Annotated in this window: 16 protein-coding genes and 1 other annotated feature; of the genes, 9 read left to right on the top strand and 7 right to left on the bottom strand. The window is 42.8% G+C overall.

Translation table 11 applies throughout. The annotated features are described in order from the left end of the window. Positions 1-416: 416 nt before the first annotated feature. From clpB to rluD, 3 genes are all read right to left on the bottom strand, one after another. Entirely contained in the window at positions 417-2993 is a 2577-nt protein-coding gene (gene clpB / locus AACQ79_RS17870) for an ATP-dependent chaperone ClpB (RefSeq protein WP_026027339.1), read from the bottom strand. 107 nt (positions 2994-3100) lie between these two features. Continuing rightward, positions 3101-3826: a peptidoglycan editing factor PgeF gene (gene pgeF / locus AACQ79_RS17865; protein WP_170899481.1), complete on the bottom strand. Its 726-nt coding sequence runs from the start codon at positions 3824-3826 to the stop codon at positions 3101-3103. Next, on the bottom strand, positions 3826-4800 hold the full coding sequence (rluD, locus tag AACQ79_RS17860; RefSeq protein ID WP_170899480.1) for a 23S rRNA pseudouridine(1911/1915/1917) synthase RluD: 975 nt from the start codon (positions 4798-4800) through the stop codon (positions 3826-3828). Before rluD ends, pgeF begins: the two co-directional genes overlap by 1 nt. A 155-nt stretch (positions 4801-4955) precedes the next feature. Here rluD and bamD point away from each other — a divergent pair, with 155 nt between their 5' ends. The 6 genes from bamD (at position 4956) to yjjX (ending at position 11971) form a co-directional block, all read left to right on the top strand. Further along, positions 4956-5681 carry an outer membrane protein assembly factor BamD gene (gene bamD, locus AACQ79_RS17855; RefSeq protein WP_013857531.1) on the top strand — a complete coding sequence of 242 codons (726 nt, stop codon included), beginning with the start codon at positions 4956-4958 and terminating at the stop codon, positions 5679-5681. A gap of 448 nt (positions 5682-6129) precedes the next feature. Beyond that, complete coding sequence (hpf, locus tag AACQ79_RS17850; protein WP_026027341.1) at positions 6130-6456, top strand: ribosome hibernation-promoting factor, HPF/YfiA family; 327 nt, start codon at positions 6130-6132, stop codon at positions 6454-6456. Positions 6457-6565: 109 nt separating this feature from the next. Beyond that, positions 6566-6684 (top strand) — a sequence feature (Phe leader region). Between the two features lie 12 nt (positions 6685-6696). Then, entirely contained in the window at positions 6697-7875 is a 1179-nt protein-coding gene (pheA, locus tag AACQ79_RS17845; protein ID WP_170899479.1) for a prephenate dehydratase, read from the top strand. A gap of 215 nt (positions 7876-8090) precedes the next feature. Beyond that, positions 8091-9137, top strand: coding sequence for a polyamine ABC transporter substrate-binding protein (locus AACQ79_RS17840; protein WP_170899478.1), 1047 nt, complete (start codon positions 8091-8093; stop codon positions 9135-9137). Continuing rightward, the gene (locus tag AACQ79_RS17835) at positions 9121-11472 is read left to right on the top strand and encodes a putative bifunctional diguanylate cyclase/phosphodiesterase (RefSeq protein ID WP_170899477.1); all 2352 of its coding nucleotides are present in this window, start codon (positions 9121-9123) and stop codon (positions 11470-11472) included. The genes AACQ79_RS17840 and AACQ79_RS17835 overlap by 17 nt, the downstream gene beginning before the upstream one ends. After that, positions 11444-11971, top strand: a complete 528-nt coding sequence (gene yjjX / locus AACQ79_RS17830) for an inosine/xanthosine triphosphatase (RefSeq protein ID WP_170899476.1) — start codon at positions 11444-11446, stop codon at positions 11969-11971. The genes AACQ79_RS17835 and yjjX overlap by 29 nt, the downstream gene beginning before the upstream one ends. 24 nt (positions 11972-11995) lie before the next feature. Here the strand turns inward: yjjX and trpR are convergent, their stop codons facing one another. After that, positions 11996-12295: a trp operon repressor gene (gene trpR / locus AACQ79_RS17825; RefSeq protein ID WP_013857539.1), complete on the bottom strand. Its 300-nt coding sequence runs from the start codon at positions 12293-12295 to the stop codon at positions 11996-11998. 58 nt (positions 12296-12353) lie between these two features. Next, the gene (locus tag AACQ79_RS17820; protein WP_170899475.1) at positions 12354-14303 is read right to left on the bottom strand and encodes a transglycosylase SLT domain-containing protein; all 1950 of its coding nucleotides are present in this window, start codon (positions 14301-14303) and stop codon (positions 12354-12356) included. Between the two features lie 259 nt (positions 14304-14562). Here AACQ79_RS17820 and ettA point away from each other — a divergent pair, with 259 nt between their 5' ends. Beyond that, positions 14563-16230, top strand: a complete 1668-nt coding sequence (ettA, locus tag AACQ79_RS17815; protein WP_010319161.1) for an energy-dependent translational throttle protein EttA — start codon at positions 14563-14565, stop codon at positions 16228-16230. A gap of 190 nt (positions 16231-16420) precedes the next feature. Then, positions 16421-16798 (top strand): PilZ domain-containing protein, encoded by a 378-nt coding sequence (locus tag AACQ79_RS17810; RefSeq protein ID WP_013857542.1) that lies wholly within the window; start codon positions 16421-16423, stop codon positions 16796-16798. A gap of 45 nt (positions 16799-16843) precedes the next feature. On the opposite strand, the gene tyrA is transcribed toward AACQ79_RS17810, so the two are convergent. Beyond that, a complete protein-coding gene (tyrA, locus tag AACQ79_RS17805) occupies positions 16844-17971 on the bottom strand; it encodes a bifunctional chorismate mutase/prephenate dehydrogenase (RefSeq protein WP_017043283.1) in 1128 nt (375 codons plus the stop codon). An 11-nt stretch (positions 17972-17982) separates the two neighbouring features. Then, complete coding sequence (locus AACQ79_RS17800; protein ID WP_170899474.1) at positions 17983-19062, bottom strand: 3-deoxy-7-phosphoheptulonate synthase; 1080 nt, start codon at positions 19060-19062, stop codon at positions 17983-17985. Positions 19063-19437: 375 nt separating this feature from the next. Here AACQ79_RS17800 and AACQ79_RS17795 point away from each other — a divergent pair, with 375 nt between their 5' ends. Continuing rightward, a complete protein-coding gene (locus tag AACQ79_RS17795; protein ID WP_170899473.1) occupies positions 19438-21117 on the top strand; it encodes a sensor histidine kinase in 1680 nt (559 codons plus the stop codon). The last annotated feature ends 2 nt before the right edge of the window (positions 21118-21119 follow it).

Below are 21119 nucleotides of genomic sequence, written 5' to 3'. Positions count from 1 at the left end.
AATGAATTGACTGTGCCAAAATCAAGTAAACTTGATTCTGATTGGTCACTCAGTTCATTGATAAATCTTTTTTGATTATCATCAACGAGTGCCCACACAGATTGATAGGTTTATATTGTTAAAGAGCTTGCTTGGATGCTTATCTAAAAGCATTCAAAGCGGACGAACATTCTAGCGATATAACCTTAAGTGTCAAACACTTTATCGATTATTTCTTTTAAACAAGTGTCCATCTGTTATCAGCAGAAGTAAGTAGCACTGCCCTGACAACGAGGCGCATTATAGGTAGTTTAGAGAAGGACACAAGTCTTAAAATGAAACTTTCTCATAAAAACGAACCAACAGCTCACAAAAGAACCAATGAGAGCAATTTTCAAACAAAAAGGGCCATTTCTGGCCCTTTTGAATGTAAATGTTTAGTCTTGATGAGCAATAATTTGGTCATTGCTAACAACTAGCTTAACTTTTTTATCCGGTAGGATTCTTCCTGCCAAGATTTCTTTCGCTAATGGATTTTCAACGCTTTGTTGAATAGCGCGTTTCAATGGTCTTGCTCCGTAAACAGGATCAAACCCAACTTGAGAAATCAGCTCTAACGCTTTTTCAGATACCTCAAGCTGATAACCTTTCTCTTCCATTCGTTTACCAAGACGGGCTAATTGAATAGAAGCGATCGATTTAATTTGTTCTTGCGCCAACGGATGGAATACTACACTTTCATCCACTCGGTTTAAGAACTCTGGTCTAAAATGTTTACCTACAATCTCCATTACCTCTTTTTTAATGCCTTCATAATCCAAGCTTGCGAATTTTTCTTGAATTTGTGAAGACCCTAAGTTTGAGGTCATAATTACCACTGTATTACGAAAATCAACTGTGCGTCCTTGTCCATCAGTTAAGCGCCCATCATCTAATACCTGTAGCAGGATATTAAAGACATCAGGGTGTGCTTTCTCAACTTCATCCAACAAGATAACCGAGTACGGTTTACGACGAATAGCCTCGGTCAAGTAGCCACCCTCTTCGTAGCCCACATAACCTGGAGGCGCGCCGACTAATCGCGCTACTGAGTGTTTTTCCATAAACTCAGACATGTCGATTCGCACCATGGCATCTTCACTATCAAACATAAAGTTTGCGAGTGTTTTACACAATTCAGTTTTACCCACACCAGTTGGCCCTAAGAATAAGAAGGAACCAATCGGTCTATTTGGATCAGATAACCCAGCTCGGCTACGGCGAATCGCATTTGATACCACTTCGACGGCTTCAACTTGTCCGATAACTCGTTGATGCAGCGCATCCTCCATTTGCAGCAGTTTTTCTTTCTCAGCTTCCAGCATTTTAGAAACTGGAATACCAGTTTGCTTTGAAAGCACTTCCGCAATTTCTACATCAGTTACTTTGTTGCGCAGTAAAGTCATCTCTTGCATTTCAGCTTGAGTTGCAAGGTCGAGCTGCTTTTCAAGTTCAGGAATTCGGCCATATTGAAGTTCTGACATACGGTTCAAGTCACCCGCTCTACGTGCGAAATCCATATCCATACGCGCTTGCTCTAATTCGGACTTAATATGCTGAGTACCCGAAAGAGCTGCTTTTTCCGCATTCCAAACTTCTTCCAACTCGGCAAACTCGCGCTCTTTCACTTTTAACTCTTCGTTTAACACCTGTAAGCGTTTTTCACTCGCTTCATCGTGTTCATTCGTTAGCGCTTGTTGCTCAATTTTCAGCTGAATAATTTTGCGCTCAAGCTTATCTAAAGATTCTGGCTTTGAATCTATTTGCATTCGAATACTTGAAGCGGCTTCATCGATCAAGTCAATCGCTTTATCGGGCAACTGGCGATCAGAAATATAACGGTGCGATAGACTCGCAGCAGCAACAATAGCGGGATCGGTGATCTCCACATGGTGATGGAGCTCATAGCGCTCTTTCAAACCACGCAAAATAGCTACTGTGTCTTCTACGCTAGGTTCATCAACCAGTACCTTTTGGAAACGTCGCTCAAGTGCCGGATCTTTCTCTATATATTGACGATATTCGTCTAAAGTGGTCGCACCGACGCAGTGTAGATCTCCTCGAGCCAGAGCGGGCTTAAGCATATTCCCCGCATCCATTGCGCCTTCGCCTCGACCTGCACCGACCATAGTGTGCAACTCATCAATAAAGAGGATGACATTACCCTCTTCTTTCGCTAGCTCGTTAAGCACCGACTTTAAGCGTTCTTCAAATTCACCACGATACTTAGCCCCTGCAACCAAAGACCCCATGTCTAATGACAATACTCGACGACCACGTAGACCTTCTGGTACTTCATTATTAATAATGCGCTGCGCTAACCCTTCCACAATCGCCGTTTTACCTACACCGGGCTCACCAATAATCACGGGGTTGTTTTTGGTCCGGCGTTGCAATACTTGAATGGTGCGACGAATTTCATCATCACGCCCGATGACAGGATCAAGTTTGCCTTGTTCCGCTCGTTCAGTTAGATCTATTGTGAATTTCTCAAGCGCTTGTCTTAGCTCTTCTGCATTTGGATCATTCACTTTCTGACCTCCACGCACTTTTTCTATTGCTTCAGAAACTTTTTTCTCGGTAAGCCCTATTTCTTTGAGTAATTGACCAAGCGCGCCCTTATCTTCTAGTGCGGCTAGCAAAAATACTTCCGAAGAAATGTAGGAATCTTGCCGTTTTTGCGCGAGTTTATCGCACAAATTGAACATAGTACCCATTGCGCTAGAAAGCTGAACATCACCACCGATACCGCTAACTTTTGGCAAACGGTCTAATATCTCACTGAGCTTCGAGCGCAATTGCATAACGTCCACACTTAACATAGTAAGAAGTGGACGAATTGGACTGCCATTTTGATCGAGCAATGCCACCATCAAATGAACAGGCTCGATATATTGATGATCACGGCCTAATGCCAATGATTGAGCATCAGAAATGGCAATTTGAAATTTGCTTGTAAATCGATCAAGACGCATACCAACTTTCCTCACCTTAATTGAGAAACTAATCTTACGTAGCTAAAGATGGCTACGCACTAGTGCTTTTTCAAGGGGCAAGTTAGGGAAGATTGATCTTGCGTAAGTTACTCTTCGATCCAAATAAATGAAGCTTGGCGACCTGTGATTCCGTCGCGTCGATAGGAATAAAACTGATGAGGATTATGGAAGGTACAAAGGCCGCTATCTGATATTTCTGAAACACCGCATTGATGCAACCTTAACGTGGCTAACTGTGCAATATTTGCTAGCCATTTTCCATTCTCTTGAAGAGAAAATGCGACCTTTGCTTTGGTATTTTGATCAACAAAGGCATGGTATACATCATCACCGACTTCAAATGCCGTAGGACCGATAGCAGGACCGAGCCAAGCTAGGATATCACTAGAAAATTTGGCGAGCGCATTTTCGAGTATCCCATTAGCTAAACCGCGCCAACCAGCATGAACTGCAGCCACTTCGCTGCCTTGGTGATTAGTGAGTAGAACAGGTAAGCAATCAGCGGTCATTACAGAACAAACCACATTATGCTGATGGGTAAAAACACCATCGGCACTCAGAATCTGCTGAGTAGGTTGAGTAACCTCTAGCACTTGTGTTGAATGCGTTTGTTTAAGCCAAATAGGTTTAGAGGGCATCGCCGCTTGCTGCGTTAGCCATTGGCGATTTTTTTCAACGGATAAAGGATCATCCCCAACATGCATGCCTAAATTCAGCCCTTGATAAGGAGCTAACGAAAAGCCACCGACTCTAGTCGAGGAGAAAGCTTTTACATGTTTAGGTGCATTCCAGTTAGGGATGATCTTCTGCATTAGAACTCGTCTTTTTTATTCAACTTAGTATCTACGCGTAAAGCTTCCGCCATAATGATCATATCGTCAGGTACTGGCGCATGAAATTCTAGCATTTCACCAGTCACAGGATGCTCAAGTCGAAGCATAACGGCATGCAAAGCCTGACGATCAAAACCACGGATCATATCGGTCAGCTCTTGCGTTGCCCCTTTCGGAATCCTAGCGCGGCCACCATAGGCGGTATCCCCAAGCAAAGGATGCTGTAAATATGACATATGCACACGAATTTGGTGAGTACGGCCCGTTTCTAAACGCAACCGAAGGCGAGTATGTTCACGGAAATGCTCGGCCACACGATAGTGAGTTACCGCTGGTTTACCCATCGGGCTTACCGCCATCAATGTACGTTTTGTTGAGTGGCGGCCAATCGGCTTATCGATCATCCCACCAGCAGTCATAGTACCGATCACAATCGCTTCATATTCACGCGTAATCTTATGCTTTTGCAACGCTCGAACTAAGTGTGTTTGTGCAGGAACCGTTTTAGCGACCACCATTAAACCAGTCGTATCTTTATCCAAACGATGCACAATCCCCGCACGAGGTACTTCTGCAATAGCTGGATAGTGGAACAACAGTGCATTTAACACTGTGCCATCTGGAGTACCCGCGCCTGGATGAACGACAAAATCTCGTGGTTTGTTGATGACCATAATATCGTCATCTTCATACACGATATTTAAAGGTATATCTTGCGCTTCCCAACGCTCTTCATCTTCAAGCTCGGCTTGGACCGTAATGATTTCTCCCCCCATGACTTTCGTTCTTGGTTTAGTGATCACCTCACCATTGACCTGAACTTTGCCTTCTAAAAGCCACTCTTTTAGACGTGAACGAGAGAAATCTGCGAATAATTCAGCGACAGCTTGGTCTAAACGTTGACCTAACTGGCTATCTTTTACTGTATTTGTTAATTCAATCTGCTGAGCCATATCGAACTTTTTTAAAAACCGTGAGACTAATAGCGTCTAGTATGGATAAAATATGGCGTCATTGTATCTGTTACTGCTAAGAAAGTAACGAAACGATTTGTAAAGCGATTACGCACTCAATTAAGAAGCATTAATTCAAGGAAACGACTCCTGTCATGAAACACCACACTTTATCAGGCTTACTCGCATTATCACTGTTATTTGGCTGTTCAAGCAGCGAAGAGATTGTCCCTGATGTGCCGCCTTCTGAATTATACTCAGAAGCACAAACCTCACTGCAAAGTGGTAACTGGTTAACGGCCATTCAAAAACTTGAGGCGTTAGATTCACGTTATCCCTTCGGCGCGTATTCAGAACAAGTTCAACTTGACCTTATTTACGCTTACTACAAAAACGATGATCTTGCGTTAGGTTTAGCGACCATTGAACGCTTTACCCGTTTGAATCCAACCCATGAAAAAATGGATTGGGTACTCTACATGCGTGGTTTGACGCATATGGCACAAGATCGCAACTTCATGCATGACCTATTTAATGTCGATCGCGCGGATCGTGATCCAGAACCGGTAAAAGCTGCGTTTGCTGATTTTAAGAAACTGCTGCAACGCTACCCAACAAGCCCTTATGCAGAAGATGCTCATAAACGCTTATTCGCGTTAAAAAATAGGCTGGCTGAATATGACCTTGCCACAGCTGATTTTTACTTACGCCGTGAATCTTGGATTGCGGCCATCAACCGTGCTCAGGAGCTACAAAAAACGTATCCAGACACGGAAGCGGCTCGCAAATCATTACACATTCAGTTGGAAGCGTATAAACAGCTCAAACTGAACGATGCCATTGCCAGAACTCAAAAGTTAATTGCACTCAATCCACAATAGTTTGCAATAAGCTTAGGTACGCCATGAAAACCACTCACGCTTTGAGTGGTTTTTTTATTTGGAGTCGATGGGAATAATAACACGCCAGCAAAAGACGGCTGGAAAATGAGTGGTGCAGGGAAAACTGAAATAAAAAGGGAGGTGTTCAAAACATCGTTAGAATAAAAATCACAAAAAACACTTGAATAAGAAATAAGCAGCGCTCTTTTTAGGCCGCAAAAACACCCTAAAAATGGGAAATTCTTAGCTTGATCCTTTAACCAATCTATCCAGATTGATAGGAATCACAAGCTTTTTCTTTACTCTTTGTCAGCACTCTTTGCGTGAGATCACGTTTAAACTCGCCCTTTGAAATCACATCCAATAAAGTGATCTATATCACATTAATTTGGTGTTAAATCAGTAATCTGAAGTTAACCCATGAGGGATGCAACAGAGGAAAACATCTATGAAAGTAACTATCACTGGTAAAAATATCGACATCACCTCTGCAATCCGCACTCACATTGAGAGCAAATTTAAAAAACTAGAAAAATGGCAAGTGGATATCATAGGATGCCAAGCTAGCTTTAGTGAAGAGCCCAATAAACAAAAAAGATTCGAAGCTATTATCACGGTACCCAAAGGACAATTAGTCGCTTCTGCAACCCATGAAGATCTTTACGCAGCTATCAATGAGGTAGAACAAAAATTAGAACGCCAACTCAACAAACTGCGCCATAAACCGGAAGCTCGTCGTACCGACAAACCGGAAGTAGAAGAAGAAGTTGAATAAAGTTTAATATGATGAAAAATAGCGCTTTCAAGCGCTATTTTTTTGCTTGACGCTCTACGGTTGCTTGCTTATTGTGTCTTTACATTCAAAGAGAAATCACCTTCTTATGCACTTAACCTCACTGTTCTTTTTTGACTTCTTTTTTCTCCAATAACCTTGGAGGCATGGTCGTTGACAGAAGATAAGTCAAAAACGAACAGGAAGCCTCCCACTGGGAGGCTTTTTTACAAGGACATTTTTATGACTGAAAAGCACTATTCACTTGAAGAGATCCGCTTGCGACTGAACGAGCTTGATGATCAACTGCTAAACCTACTGGCAGAACGTCGAAAGTTCAGCATTGAAGTCGCTAAAAGCAAGGTGGAAACCGCAAAACCAGTGAGAGATGCAATACGTGAACAGCAACTTTTAGTCAAATTGATTAATACTGGTAAAGAAAAATACAATTTAGATGCTCAGTACATTACTAAACTATTTCATACCATCATTGAAGACTCCGTCTTGCTACAGCAAGCATACTTGCAGAATCTAGCCAATCCGCAACTGAGCCGTAAACCGCTGGCAAGGGTTGCTTTTTTAGGAGCCAAAGGATCTTACTCCCATCTCGCAACACGTGAGTACTTCAGTCGTAAAAATACAGAACTGATCGAACTTAATTGCGATCAGTTTAAAGAAGTCACTAAAACAGTTGAATCGGGTCATGCCGACTATGGGGTATTGCCGATTGAAAATACCAGTTCAGGTTCAATTAACGAAGTGTATGATTTGCTGCAACATACTACCTTGTACATTGTCGGTGAGCTCACTTTACCGATTGAGCACTGCTTGGTCGCCACCTCTGAATTACGTTTGGAAGAGCTTAAAATCCTTTATTCACACCCACAGCCCCACCAGCAGTGCAGCGAATTTTTAAGCCGCCTAAAAGGCATTACACTTGAAACCTGTGCGAGCACCGCTGATGCGATGCAAAAAGTACAGCAGCTTAATCGCAACGATGTTGCCGCAATTGGCAATGCCTCCAGCGGTAAACTGTACGGCTTACAATCGATCAAATCTAATATCGCCAATCAAACAGAAAACCAGACTCGCTTTATTGTTGTTGCGCGAAAACCCGTAGAAGTCTCTACTCAAATTCCAGCGAAGACGACATTAATCATGTCGACATCACAACAAGCTGGTTCACTTGTTGAAAGCTTGTTAGTGCTGCAACGCTACGGCATCAATATGACCAAATTGGAATCGAGACCTATTATGGGTAATCCTTGGGAAGAAATGTTCTATGTTGATCTTGAATCACATCTTGATTCCATTGAAATGCAGCAAGCATTGAATGAGCTAACAAAAATCACTAAGCATTTAAAAGTATTAGGTTGCTACCCAAGCGAAAATGTTAAACCGACCCAAGTAAAACTTCAATAATCACATTTAAGTCAAATATTTGACAGAAGTCAGCTGACAGACATCAACATAGTTCATATAATGCCCAATCATTTCACACATAATTAATCACTATGTTTTGGGCTGTCAGCCTACTTTGAATTCACGGAATATATTCCGCACGTCATAAGATATCTTTGACACTTTCATTGTGAACGATGCCCTTTTCCAATAAATAAGGTTCATCTACTTATATCATGATGAAAATCCATCCTTTGGCTTTAATGCTATTTCTGCTAGGCATTTCAGCGCACATTCGAAGCTCAGAGCTCAATATTTATTTGTGGGAAGACACTATATCACCGCAAATCGTTGATCAATGGCGGCAAAGTAGCGGCATCGATATTAATCTATATCATTTTGATAATGACGATGAACGCAGTCTATTGATGGTCAAAAGTGTCCAGCTGCCTTTTGATATTGTAGTGTTAGATAACGTATCCGCTCTTATCTACTCTCAGCTCAACACCTTTGAAGATCTGAGTACTCTGCCCAATAGAAAGCATAATGATACGAAATGGAATCAAGCTTGCGGTAGCCACGCCGTTCCCTACTTTTGGGGAACCGTAGGCATCGTCTACAAAAAAAGTAAATTTCCAGCCAAACCCAAAAACTGGGCTGATCTCATCGACATGCCACCAGCACTCCAAGGCCATGTGGGGATGCTTCACGATACCGTTGAAACCCTGTTGCCAGCATTGTATGCCCAACAACAATCGCCAATTACAAATAACGATAATGCACTGAAACAGGCTTATCAAAAGATGCTATCCGTGAATCACAATATCTTAACCTATGAATATATATTGAGTTACGTCCGAAGCCATCCTGACAGTGATAGCTTAGATATGGCACTCGCATACAGCGGTGACCAATTTTCATTGAATAAGTATTTTGGCAGCAATGATTGGGATTTTGTCACCCCGCAAGGCCGACCCTATATTTGGGTGGATTGTTTAGCCATCAACAGCAATTCAAAAAATAAAGAGCATGCAAAAGAGTTTATAAACCACTTATTGAGCCCAGAAGTTGCCGCAATAAATGCAAAAGATATTAAAGCTGCGACACCAAACTTAAGTGCCCTAAATTTAATGACAGATAATTACCGAAATGATGCATCATTATTTCCAAACCCAGCTTTGTTAGAACAAGGCATTATTGATAGCGAATTGCTCCCTGCCGATATTAGTTTGAGAGCAAAAATCATTAACAGTATTTTGGAACAACATGAAGCTCAACAATAGAATTCTGTTGCTGATAACACCGGTTATTCTTCTCAGTGCAGTGGCATCTAGTTACATTATCTACTCCAATCAAAAAGATGCTTTGCTGAAAAGAGAAGAAAGCTATCTTCAACTGAGTATGGAAAAACTCGCGGGTCACTTTCGTCAAACCCAATACCTGGTGAATAGCTACGCTTACACCCTAACGAAAAGCGATATCATTCGTCATTACGTTGCACATGAGCGCAACCCTTATCGAGAGTTAGAACTGGTTGATAACTTTCAGCAAACATTGGACATTCTCCAATCACAAGAGAATAATTTTATTGCGTTATCGATTTTGGATGGCAGCAAAAATGTTCTTTATTATGCCGAAAATAGTGGTGACCCCTTCGCTAAAATCGATACAAAAATTCTCAACCACATACAAGACACTTTCGATAGCACACAGAAAACCTCTTATGTTGGCTATACGACAAATTCCAGCGGTGAAGGTATTCTAGTTCGGTATGATGTTTTAGATACTCAAACACTTACGACACCGCTTAGCTATAACCGCGATAAAATTTTCTTTGTTGTTGTTTTCGTCGTACTAGAACCCTTTAATCGACTGATGAAGAAAATAGAATTTGATAACCGAAGTACCATTTTTTTCACTGACGCAGCGGATATTAAAAAGGTAGGATTAACGCAAACTGTTGAATTAAAATCAGATCTTTATGCCACGCTTGATCCTGCACAGTATCTAATTAACGACAAACTTTATGCCATTAGAAAACGGTTAGCGTTGTCGTTTGGAATATCGACTCTAGTGACTGTGTTGCTGCTTTTGTATTTATTATACCGGCATGTAATCAAGCCCATATCCCAATTAGATCAACAATTGAAAGAAGTAGAGAATAAGCAGCGTGACAATATCGAAACTCTCAAGAGTAACGATGAAATTGGCCGGCTATCCTCTCGTTTTTACGATATGTATCAGGAACTTGATACCACATATAAGAAAACAAAAGCACTTGCCGAGTACGACCACTTAACAAAACTTGCCAATCGCCACCACTTTCAACAATCGGTAGAAAGAGTGCTAGCAAAAGCAAGACACACAGATAACATCTGGGTTTTGTATATTGATTTAGATAATTTCAAATACGTCAATGATAAATATGGACATCAGATTGGTGATGTATTGTTAGTCAATTTTGCACAACATATCGGCTCATTGCGCAACTTTTCCTTTGAAAAGTATCAAGTTAAAAGTTTAGCTGCTCGACTCTCTGGGGATGAGTTCTCAATTTTTATCTCTGCCCCTAGTACGTTTAAACAAGCCGCAAGCGAATTTGCAAGCCAGTTACTGGCTCCACTACAAAATCAGCACAATTCACCACTCGGGAACTTCCCAATCACAGCAAGTATCGGCATAGCCACCTACCCAACCGATGGCTATACCTTAGAAAAATTATTATCTAATGCTGATACGGCCATGTATCAAGCAAAAAATGCTGGGAAGAACCAAATAGCTTACTACTCGCCAGAGCTTAATAAGGGTGTTCTGCGCAGAGCCAATATTGAGCAAGCATTACGCCGAGGTGATTTTGATCAGGAATTTAGCTTGGTCTACCAACCTTATTTAAATCGTGCTGGCAATACAGTCTCAGGATTTGAAGTTTTACTTCGTTGGGAATCCAACCTGCTCGGTACGATTTCACCAAAAGAATTTATTCCGATAGCCGAACAAACCGGGTTATTTGGCAACATTGATCGCTGGGTCGTCCGTTCAGCTTTCGAGGAGTTCCATGCACTGCAAGCGATGTTTGAACACCCTGTTCAGTTATCGATTAACCTTTCATCAGCAGAATTAAACTCTTTACAGTTAGCTCATTACATTCATAAACATGCGCAGGAGAATGCAGTTCCTCCCCATTTGATTGATTTTGAAATTACAGAAACTTTTTCTGCCAATTCAAAAGGTTTTCCACTGCTTCACGAACTATCGCATTTAGGCTACGGATTGGCGATTGATGATTTCGGTTCTGGTTACACCTCCATTACTCAATTGGTGCAATATCCAGTACAAAAAATTAAGTTCGATCGGCTTTTTTTAGATACACTCATCACCACTGACAATCACAAGATCATTAAGCCTTTGATCGAACTTTGCCACTCTCAATCAATGCAAGTCACAGCTGAAGGGATTGAAAGTAAAGAGATGCATAATTGGCTTGCTGATTACCAATGTGATTTCATGCAAGGCTATTATTTTGCCAAACCAATGCCATTAAATGCGTTGGTTTCATGGTATCAACAACAAAAAGAGTTAAACGCTGTTTATGAAAAATGTGATCATTGCCTCTCTTAACCCGGCCAAAATCAATGCAGTCAAAAGTGCATTTGAAAGTACCTTTCCGCTGGATACTTTCTCATTTAAAGGGGTGAGTGTGCCCAGTGGTGTCGCGGATCAACCGATGACAGATGAAGAAACCCATCAAGGCGCACTTAACCGAGTACGAAATGCGAAAGAGCAAGCTCCCACGGCAGATTATTACGTCGGGTTAGAAGCGGGCATTGAGAATACAGTGACTTTTGCGTGGATGGTGATTGAATCCGCCACTCATCGAGGAGAATCGCGTTCAGCCAGCTTAATGCTACCACCTCAAGTATTAGAGCTATTAAGTCACGAAAATGAGCTAGGCGATGTGATGGATAAACTGTTTGACTGCCAAAATATCAAACAGAAAGGTGGGGCGATCAGCCTGCTCACTCATAACCAACTCACTCGCAGCTCGGTCTACCATCAAGCATTGATCCTCGCGTTAATCCCTTTTATCAACCCAGAGCATTTCCCTGCTAATTTATAAAAGGTTGGCAAACTCAAGGAACCCTTAAGACACCTTGAGTAGCAGAGCGGCTAATTGCGACTTTTCTTGTTCTGATTTACTTTTGAGCTCATTTGAGCCACGCGTAATGGTCGCAATTCCTACTCCGAGCAATTGGCTAATCTGCCGCTGTGATAACTCCCCTTTAAGTAGCTCACATAAGATGTTCGCACGCGCTACGAGCGCATCTCGCTCATCTGGGGTCATCATCATGGTGAGTAGCATTGCGTGCTGCTCTTGCTCTGTGGCTGATTTAACCAATTCCATTAGCTGCTGCCAATCAGTGTACTCAGGTTGGTGTGGCATGAATGTACTCGCAAAGTGATACGTTCCGCTATTGTAGAACTTTCACTTCGTATTGGAATTAATATTTTGTATTGAGCTCATCTTGGTTGAGAAATTCACCTTCAATCCCCATCAAATCTCGATAGTAAGTCTCAAACATCAAAATATTTTGCACATACCCGCGGGTTTCCCGAAAAGGGATCGCTTCAATAAAAGCGTAAGCATCTAACTTGCCTTGTGTTTTCTCTCGCCATTGATTGACGCGATTTGGCCCAGCGTTATAGGCAGCAAATGCAAAAATTCGATTGTCGCTGTATTGCTCTAATAATCCATTTAAGTAATGGCTGCCTATTTCGATATTTTTACCCACCTCATATAACTCTTGCTCATCGTTATAGGTCAGCTGATATTTTTTAGCCGTATACTTAGCCGTGCTCGGCATAATCTGCATGATACCGCGAGCGCCAACGGGCGATTGAGCCTCAACATCCATTCCACTTTCTTGACGAGCAAGTGACATCAGCATAATTGGGTCAATGTCGTGTTTTTGGCCATAGAAGTTAAACCACCATTGATGGGCTAATGGAAAACGCAATTGCATGTTGTCCCACATCCGCGCCGAAATAGAGGCTGTCACAGTTAAACTATACCAACGTTGGGAGTCGGCGTAGGCCGCTAGCATCTCTTTTTCTTTTGTATCTGCACGATCGAGTAACCATTTCCATTCACTTTTTGCAGCAGCGATTTTATCTCGTTCAATCAGCTCTTGGATCCGTACTAAGGCTTTTTTATACGGCGTCAATAAATTAGGATTAAGCTTAATCGATGTACTGGGATAATTTACTGACTGTTTCACCATATTAGCGGCCGCGACACTGTAGAAATTACGTTGCCCAATCATCGCATTTAAACGTTGTAATCCTTTGGCTTCATCACCCAACGCAATATCAGCGCGCCCAAGCCAATATTGCCAACGTAAGCTGGCTTTTTCATCAGCGGGGAGCTGCTCTGTCCAGAATTTAACTTCATCCCAACGACCAACGGTCAGTGCCTTGCGGATCCTCTGCTCGAGCAAAAGACTGTTTGAGCTTTGCGCTATCACACTATCTCGCCAGTTTGCGAGTGCTTGCTCCTCGGTATCGAGCAATATTCTGGCTATATATTCTGCAATAGGACGCTGATAAGCATCCGCCAGTATTTTCTGATCGAGAAGAGTTTGGTACACACTTTGCGCAAGCTTTGCATCTTGGCGTGCTAGCTTTTCTAACGCAAATTGAATCGACTGCTGATTAAAAGTGCCATCGGTGTATTGTTTAGCAAAAGTCAGCACATTTTCTGGCGAGCGGTAGAGATCGATCATCGCTTGCGCTGTCGCCTGTGATTTTGGCTTAACTAATTTTTTCTGTAAGTATTTCATTAGCGTTAAATTACGCCCATCAAACGCCAATAACATTCGTTTAAGCAACCAGTCATCGGTTAACCCGCCTTGCTCACTCCATGCGGTGAAGAGTGGATCACAAGCGTCAGAAATGCTACTGCCACTGAGCCATAGTTTTTGTGCGCCTTTGAACGCAATATCTCGCTGGCCTGTTTGGTAATACGCATTGTAGTAATGACAGCGATAAGGCTCATCATTCGGCTCCGCTTTTTGAAAATCAAGCAAGGTGGCCCATTTTCCTTTCGCCGCCAACGCATCTAAATACGGTGCTCGAATGCGGTTTGAAAACGGGAAATCTTGATGTGTATCGATAAAAACCTGAACCGCTAATGGCGGTTTATTACCAATATCGACCAGCAGAGATCGATAATCCAGATAAGGCGTCAATGGATAGTTTTTGATCTTATTTCTAATTTTTTTAGCTTCATCAACTTTATCTTCATCAAGCCACTTCTGAGCTTGATCGTACAGCTCTCGTTGACTATCCAAATCCTCTATTGCGCCTGAAAACGCGGTGCCGCACACCAAGGAGCTCAACGCTAATATTGATGATAACAATCGCTGCGGTCTTATAAAATACATGAGCGCCATGTGCTCTCGTCCTATCCAAAGCAAGGGAATTTCCGTTTCATTACGCTGATTCTAGATAAAAAAGTAAAGGCCATAGATGTAAATAATATTAAATTCATAAAAGTGCGACATATGAACTTAGTAACTTAATGTTTCGTTACTTTTTTATCGATGAAAAACACCATCTAAGCTCTAAAAATTAGGTACCTAGTAACAAATGCGATCGCTTTGGTATAAAATGACCACTTTCTTCTGTTACTAAGATTAGGAACAATCGGCAATGGCTGAATACGTATATACCATGTCGCGGGTGAGTAAAATTGTCCCGCCTAAGCGTCAAATTCTCAAAGACATCTCTCTGAGCTTTTTCCCTGGAGCTAAAATCGGTGTTTTAGGTCTCAATGGTTCAGGTAAATCCACCCTGTTACGTATCATGGCTGGCATCGATACTGATATTGATGGGGAAGCACGCCCGCAAGCAGGATTGAAAGTCGGCTACTTGCCTCAAGAACCAGTACTGGATGAATCAAAAACCGTGCGTGAAGTGGTGGAAGAGGCCGTTTCTGATGTGGCTGGCGCACTAACTCGCCTCGATGCTGTTTATGCGGCATATGCAGAACCCGACGCCGATTTTGATGCGTTAGCCAAAGAGCAAGGTGAGCTCGAGGCTCTGATTCAAGCCAAAGATGGCCATAATTTAGAGAACGCTTTAGAACGTGCGGCCAATGCACTTCGTCTACCAGAATGGGATGCTAAAATTGCCGTTTTGTCTGGTGGTGAGCGCCGCCGTGTGGCGATCTGCCGTTTGCTACTTGAAAAACCAGACATGCTGCTGCTTGACGAACCAACCAACCACTTAGACGCGGAATCTGTTGCTTGGCTAGAGCACTTCCTTGTCGACTATTCAGGCACAGTCGTCGCCATCACCCACGACCGTTACTTCCTTGATAATGCTGCTGGTTGGATTTTAGAACTTGACCGCGGTGAAGGCATTCCTTGGCAAGGTAACTACACCTCGTGGCTCGAACAGAAAGATGAACGCTTAAAGCAAGAATCATCTCAAGAGAGTGCTCGCCAAAAAACGATTGAAAAAGAGCTGGAATGGGTTCGTAAAAACCCGAAAGGCCGCCAAGCAAAATCCAAAGCACGTATGGCACGCTTTGAAGAACTTAATAATACTGAACATCAAAAACGTAATGAAACCAACGAACTCTTCATCCCGCCGGGCGAACGTTTAGGTGACAAAGTATTGGAAGTTCGTAACTTAACCAAATCGTTTGGTGATCGTGTACTGATTGATAATTTGTCATTTAGCATGCCGAAAGGAGCGATTGTCGGCATCATCGGTGCTAACGGTGCGGGTAAATCAACGCTGTTTAAAATGCTAAGTGGCGTAGAGCAACCAGATTCTGGTGAAATTGAATTGGGTGCAACCGTGAAATTAGCCTCGGTTGATCAGTTCCGTGACAGCATGAACGACAAAAATACCGTCTTCCAAGAGATCTCTGAAGGGGCGGATATTATCAAGATCAACAATTTTGAAATTCCTGCGCGTGCTTACTGCTCTCGCTTTAACTTCAAAGGCGTCGATCAACAAAAAGTGCTCGGTCAGCTATCGGGTGGTGAGCGCAACCGTGTTCACTTAGCCAAATTGCTTAAAGCTGGCGGCAACGTCCTATTACTCGACGAACCAACCAACGATCTGGATGTTGAAACGCTACGCGCATTGGAAGAAGCGCTGCTGGAATTCCCAGGTTGCGCCATGGTTATCTCGCACGACCGTTGGTTCCTAGACCGTATTGCGACCCACATTCTGGACTACCGTGATGAAGGTGAAGTGAAATTCTATGAAGGCAACTACAGCGAATACACTGAGTGGTTAAAACAGACGTTGGGCGCTCAAGCGGCTGAACCACACCGCATTAAATACAAGCGTATGACCAAATAACTCTGTATTTGAAGTCTTTGGCCGCAATCTATTGCGGCCTTTTTGTTACTTGTACATCACGCATCACACAACAAGATGCAGGATTCGCGACACTGCCTTCAATTAGGTCTAAACTTAATGGGTATAATTTTTCAATGATCGATACAGAGCCGAAGCTGGCACAGGTCAACGCTCAACAAGAGAGAGTACCATGATTGAAAGACGTCGCTTTTCACGCATCATCTATCAGATGCCTGCCACCTTATTGCAAGGTAAACATACCGTCACCACAACGATTCAAGATTTGTCGCTGCATGGACTATTGCTCTCATGCCCTGACGCGGACAAATTAGTGCTCAATGAAATGGCACAAGTCCATTTCACACTACCAGACAGCGATGTCACTATTAATCTAGTCGCCAAGTTGATCCACATTCAAAACAACATTATTCGTGTCAGCATCAATCACATTGATATTGAAAGTATTGGCCATTTGAAACGTTTAGTTGAATTGAACATGGGTGATGAAAGTTTGCTCCATCGCGAACTGGAATACTTGTCTGATTTAGGGGATGAACCGGAAGAATGAGCGGCGGCCGTATTCACAACAACCGCACTCGCCGTTCAGACAGCCTTAAACACGATGAATGGCATCGTTCGCTTGTTTTAACAGGTTTTGACTTTCAAGCATAAATTGTTGTGAATAACTGCCAAACCAATCACTCACTTTGCTAAAGTTTTCCACAAAAGCTTGCTTCTCACGCCCGTCAAGTAAGGTTAACGCCTCGCCAAAACAAGCATGAAAACGTTTTATCATCTCAACGTTCTCTTCCGATGAGAAAATGATATCGCCATACAAGTGAGGGTCTTGACCAAAAAGCCGTCCAACCATCGCCAGTTCTAAACGATAAATCGGTGAACTCAGCTGCAGTAATTTTTGGATATTCGGATTTTCTTTAGAAAGATGTAAACCGTATACAAACGAAGTGAAGTGACGCAGTGCTTGGATCAAGGTCATGCCGTGATCGTGTTCTGCGGCATCAATCTGGCACAAACTCGCTCCCCATATCGAAAACTGTTTTAGCAACCACTGATAACTCTCTTCTCCTCGCCCATCGCAATAGACGATCACTTGCTTGGCCATACTAGGGACATCTGGGCCAAACATTGGGTGTAATCCAACCACTGGGCCAGAGTGTGTTTTAAGCATCGCCTGTAGAGGCTTAGACTTAATCGATGTGAGGTCGCACAAAATACAATCGGCAGGCAAATGAGCAAGTTTTTCAATCACACCGACAGTTAAGTGAATAGGAACCGTCACTACAACCAAACCGGCATCATGCAGTATCTCATCGGCTTGATGCCAATCTTTACTGCCTAATACTTTCACCTGATAGCCCGACAGTTTGAACATACGGCCAAATAAGCCACCAAGTTGACCATGACCGCCAATAATCACCACAGAGCGCAGCTCTGGATTTAAGCACTTAAAGCCAGAATCCTTTTCACTGGCATAAGATTCACGCATAGTACGGCGCAAAATATCTTCAATCAGTTGTGGCGGGACGCCTTTTCTTTCCGCTTCAGCGCGGCGAGAAGCCAGCATCGCCGCTTCTCGATCAGGAGCATAAATCGGTAGACCATGTCGGCTCTTGACTTCCCCCACCTTTTCAACCAAAGCTAATCGGCGTGCAAGCAGCTCGACCATTTGTTTATCGACAGCATCAATTTGATCACGTAATTCGTTAAGTTCAACAGCCATGGCACTTCCCTTTATTCACCTTTTTTTAGGCGATTTTCTAAGAACGGAACGAGCTCTTGATGAGCATGTCGTAATAGTGCCTCAGTTGATGACCAATTAATACAGGCATCCGTAATCGATACACCGTATTCCATTTCGTTGCGAGGAAGGTCAGAAGATTGATTACCTTCATTGAGGTGACTTTCAATCATCAAACCAATAATAGACTGATTTCCTTCACGAATTTGATGAATCACATCTTCAGCGACTAACGGCTGACGACGGTAATCTTTACGTGAATTAGCATGGCTGCAGTCCACCATTAACGAGGCATCCAATTTATGTTTTGCCATCTCTTGCTCACACTCGGTGACCGACACTGAATCGTAGTTGGTTTGCTTACCGCCACGTAAAATGACATGTCCATTTGGGTTGCCTTGAGTGGTAAGTAAGGCCACTTGCCCTTCACTATTAATGCCCATAAAGCGGTGGCTGGATGATGCCGCCTGCATCGCATTGATTGCCGTTGCTAAATTGCCATCGGTGCCGTTTTTAAACCCAATCGGCATCGACAAACCACTGGCCATTTCCCGGTGTGTTTGGGATTCCGTAGTGCGTGCACCAATCGCAGCCCAACTGAATGTATCGGCTAAATATTGAGGGCTGATCGGATCAAGCGCTTCGGTCGCCAGAGGGATCTCCATCTCAGCTAGCTCAACTAACAATTGACGACCAACGTGTAAACCATGTTCGATATCAAAACTGCCATCAAGATGAGGATCGTTAATCAGACCTTTCCAGCCAACCGTTGTACGCGGCTTTTCAAAGTAAACACGCATGACAATGTACAGTTGATCACTCAACTGCTCTGAGAGTGATTTCAAGTGCTTTGCGTACTCTTTTGCCGCATCAATATCATGAATAGAGCAAGGACCGCACACCACCAGTAAACGGTGATCTTTTTTATGGATAATATTGGCAATTGTCTGACGAGAGTGTTGAATGAACTGGCGAGCTTGATGACTGAGCGGCAGCTTAGCTTTTAATTGTTCCGGAGTGATCAGCACTTGCTCATCACTGATATTAATATTACTTAGTTCACTTTTTTGCATCTCATCACCTGTAATTATTTGTTTACATAAAATCTTATTGCATACCTAAACACCAATAAAAGACAAATTAACAGGCTTTAAAAACATTTCAAGTGTAAATTTAAAAAAACATTATGTGTAAAAACAAAATTACATGTGTATTTATCTTCTATTAAAGCAAAAAATATAAGCTGACGCGTATTTTATTCTCTCTATCTCACCTAAAATAATGAGGATGAATCGTAAATCATACCCAAAGAGATTGGTGTTACAGTCTGGCCATCCGTACATAAATCCTAATGTATATAGAAAACTCTACGCTTAGGAAAATGAACAAAGCCAATACCACTGTAGCTTCAAGTGAAAAGGGGATCACCAAACCAACGGGTTTTTGACATGGATTTAATTCTTTCCTTACTGCAACAGATGTGTGTTTACCTCGTTCTCGCTTATATGTTGAGCAAAACACCCATTTTCTTGCCGCTGCTTAACATTTCCAGTCGAATTAGCCACAAAATCAGTACCTATGTTTTGTTTTCCCTCTTTTGCATCATGGGCACCTATTTTGGTTTGCAGATCAACGATGCGATTGCCAATACGCGGGCGATAGGTGCCGTCATGGGTGGGTTATTTGGTGGCCCCATTGTGGGGTTTGCGGTTGGATTTACTGGCGGTATGCATCGCTACACTTTAGGCGGTTTTACCGATGTGGCATGCGCCATTTCAACCACTGCAGAAGGGTTGATTGGTGGATTGCTGCACACCTATTTACTGAGAAAGGGCAAAGGGCGACTCCTGTTTAGCCCCAGCATTGTTTTTGCCGTAACACTGTTTGCTGAAATCGTGCAAATGTTGGTAATTTTGTTAGTCGCTAAACCGTTTGTTGATGCGTACGCCTTAGTCTCGACCATCGCCGCGCCCATGATCATAGCTAACTCAGTCGGCGCAGCGCTATTCATGAGCATTTTACAAGACAGAAAAACCATTTTTGAAGAGTACTCCGCCACCTTTTCTCGTCGCGCACTGAATATTGCTGAGCGTTCAGTTGGCATTTTGGCCAACGGTTTTAATCCACACAATGCAGGTAAAGTCGCTCGAATTGTTTACGAAATGACCAATGTTGGCGCGGTATCCATCACCGATAGAGAAAAAATACTCGCGTTTATCGGTATCGGTGATGACCACCACAAACCCAATACGCCGATCTCATCACAAAGTACACTCGATGCGATCACCAAAAACCGCATTATTTACCTCGACGGAAAAGATTCCCCTTATCAATGCTCACTCTCTAAAAACTGCAAACTCGGTTCAGCGTTAATCATTCCACTTAGAGCAGGTGATCGCGTAATTGGAACCATAAAGCTGTACGAGCCGAAGCGTAAACTTTTTTCAACCATTAACATGTCAATGGCTGAAGGGATTGCACAATTACTGTCGAGCCAAATTCTGTACGGCGAATACCAGCAAAAGCAGATGCTGCTTTCTCGCGCCGAGATCAAACTGCTGCATGCTCAAGTCAACCCCCACTTTCTGTTTAATGCGCTCAATACCATTAGTGCTATCACCCGCCGTGATCCCTACAAAGCGCGAGAACTTATCCAGCATCTTTCGCACTTCTTTCGTAGTAACCTCAAACAAAATATTGAGACAGTGACTCTTAAAGAAGAATTAGCACATGTCAAAGCCTACTTAACCATAGAACAAGCGCGTTTTGCCGATCGCCTTGAAGTGGATATTGCCATCGATGATGCATTACTGCTTGAGCGCAATGTACCCAGTTTTACTCTACAGCCACTGGTAGAAAATGCGATAAAGCACGGCACCTCTAACTTGTTAGAAGGCGGACGGGTACGAATCTACAGCCAAGCGCAAACGGAAGGATACAAAATTGTAGTGGAAGATAATGCGGGCAGTTACCAAGCTCCGAATGAAGATTACGATGGTTTAGGCATGCAAATTGTCAATAAACGCTTAACTAATAAATTTGGCGAACAAGCCGCACTAAAAACGGAAGTATTGGCTAATCAATACACACGAATGAGCTTTCTCATTCCTCATCAAGGATTTAACTAAGG

The sequence above is a fragment of the Vibrio sp. 3-2(1) genome, assembly GCF_963887575.1.
Lineage (GTDB): Bacteria > Pseudomonadota > Gammaproteobacteria > Enterobacterales > Vibrionaceae > Vibrio > Vibrio anguillarum.
This window is presented reverse-complemented; position numbering and strand designations above follow the sequence as displayed.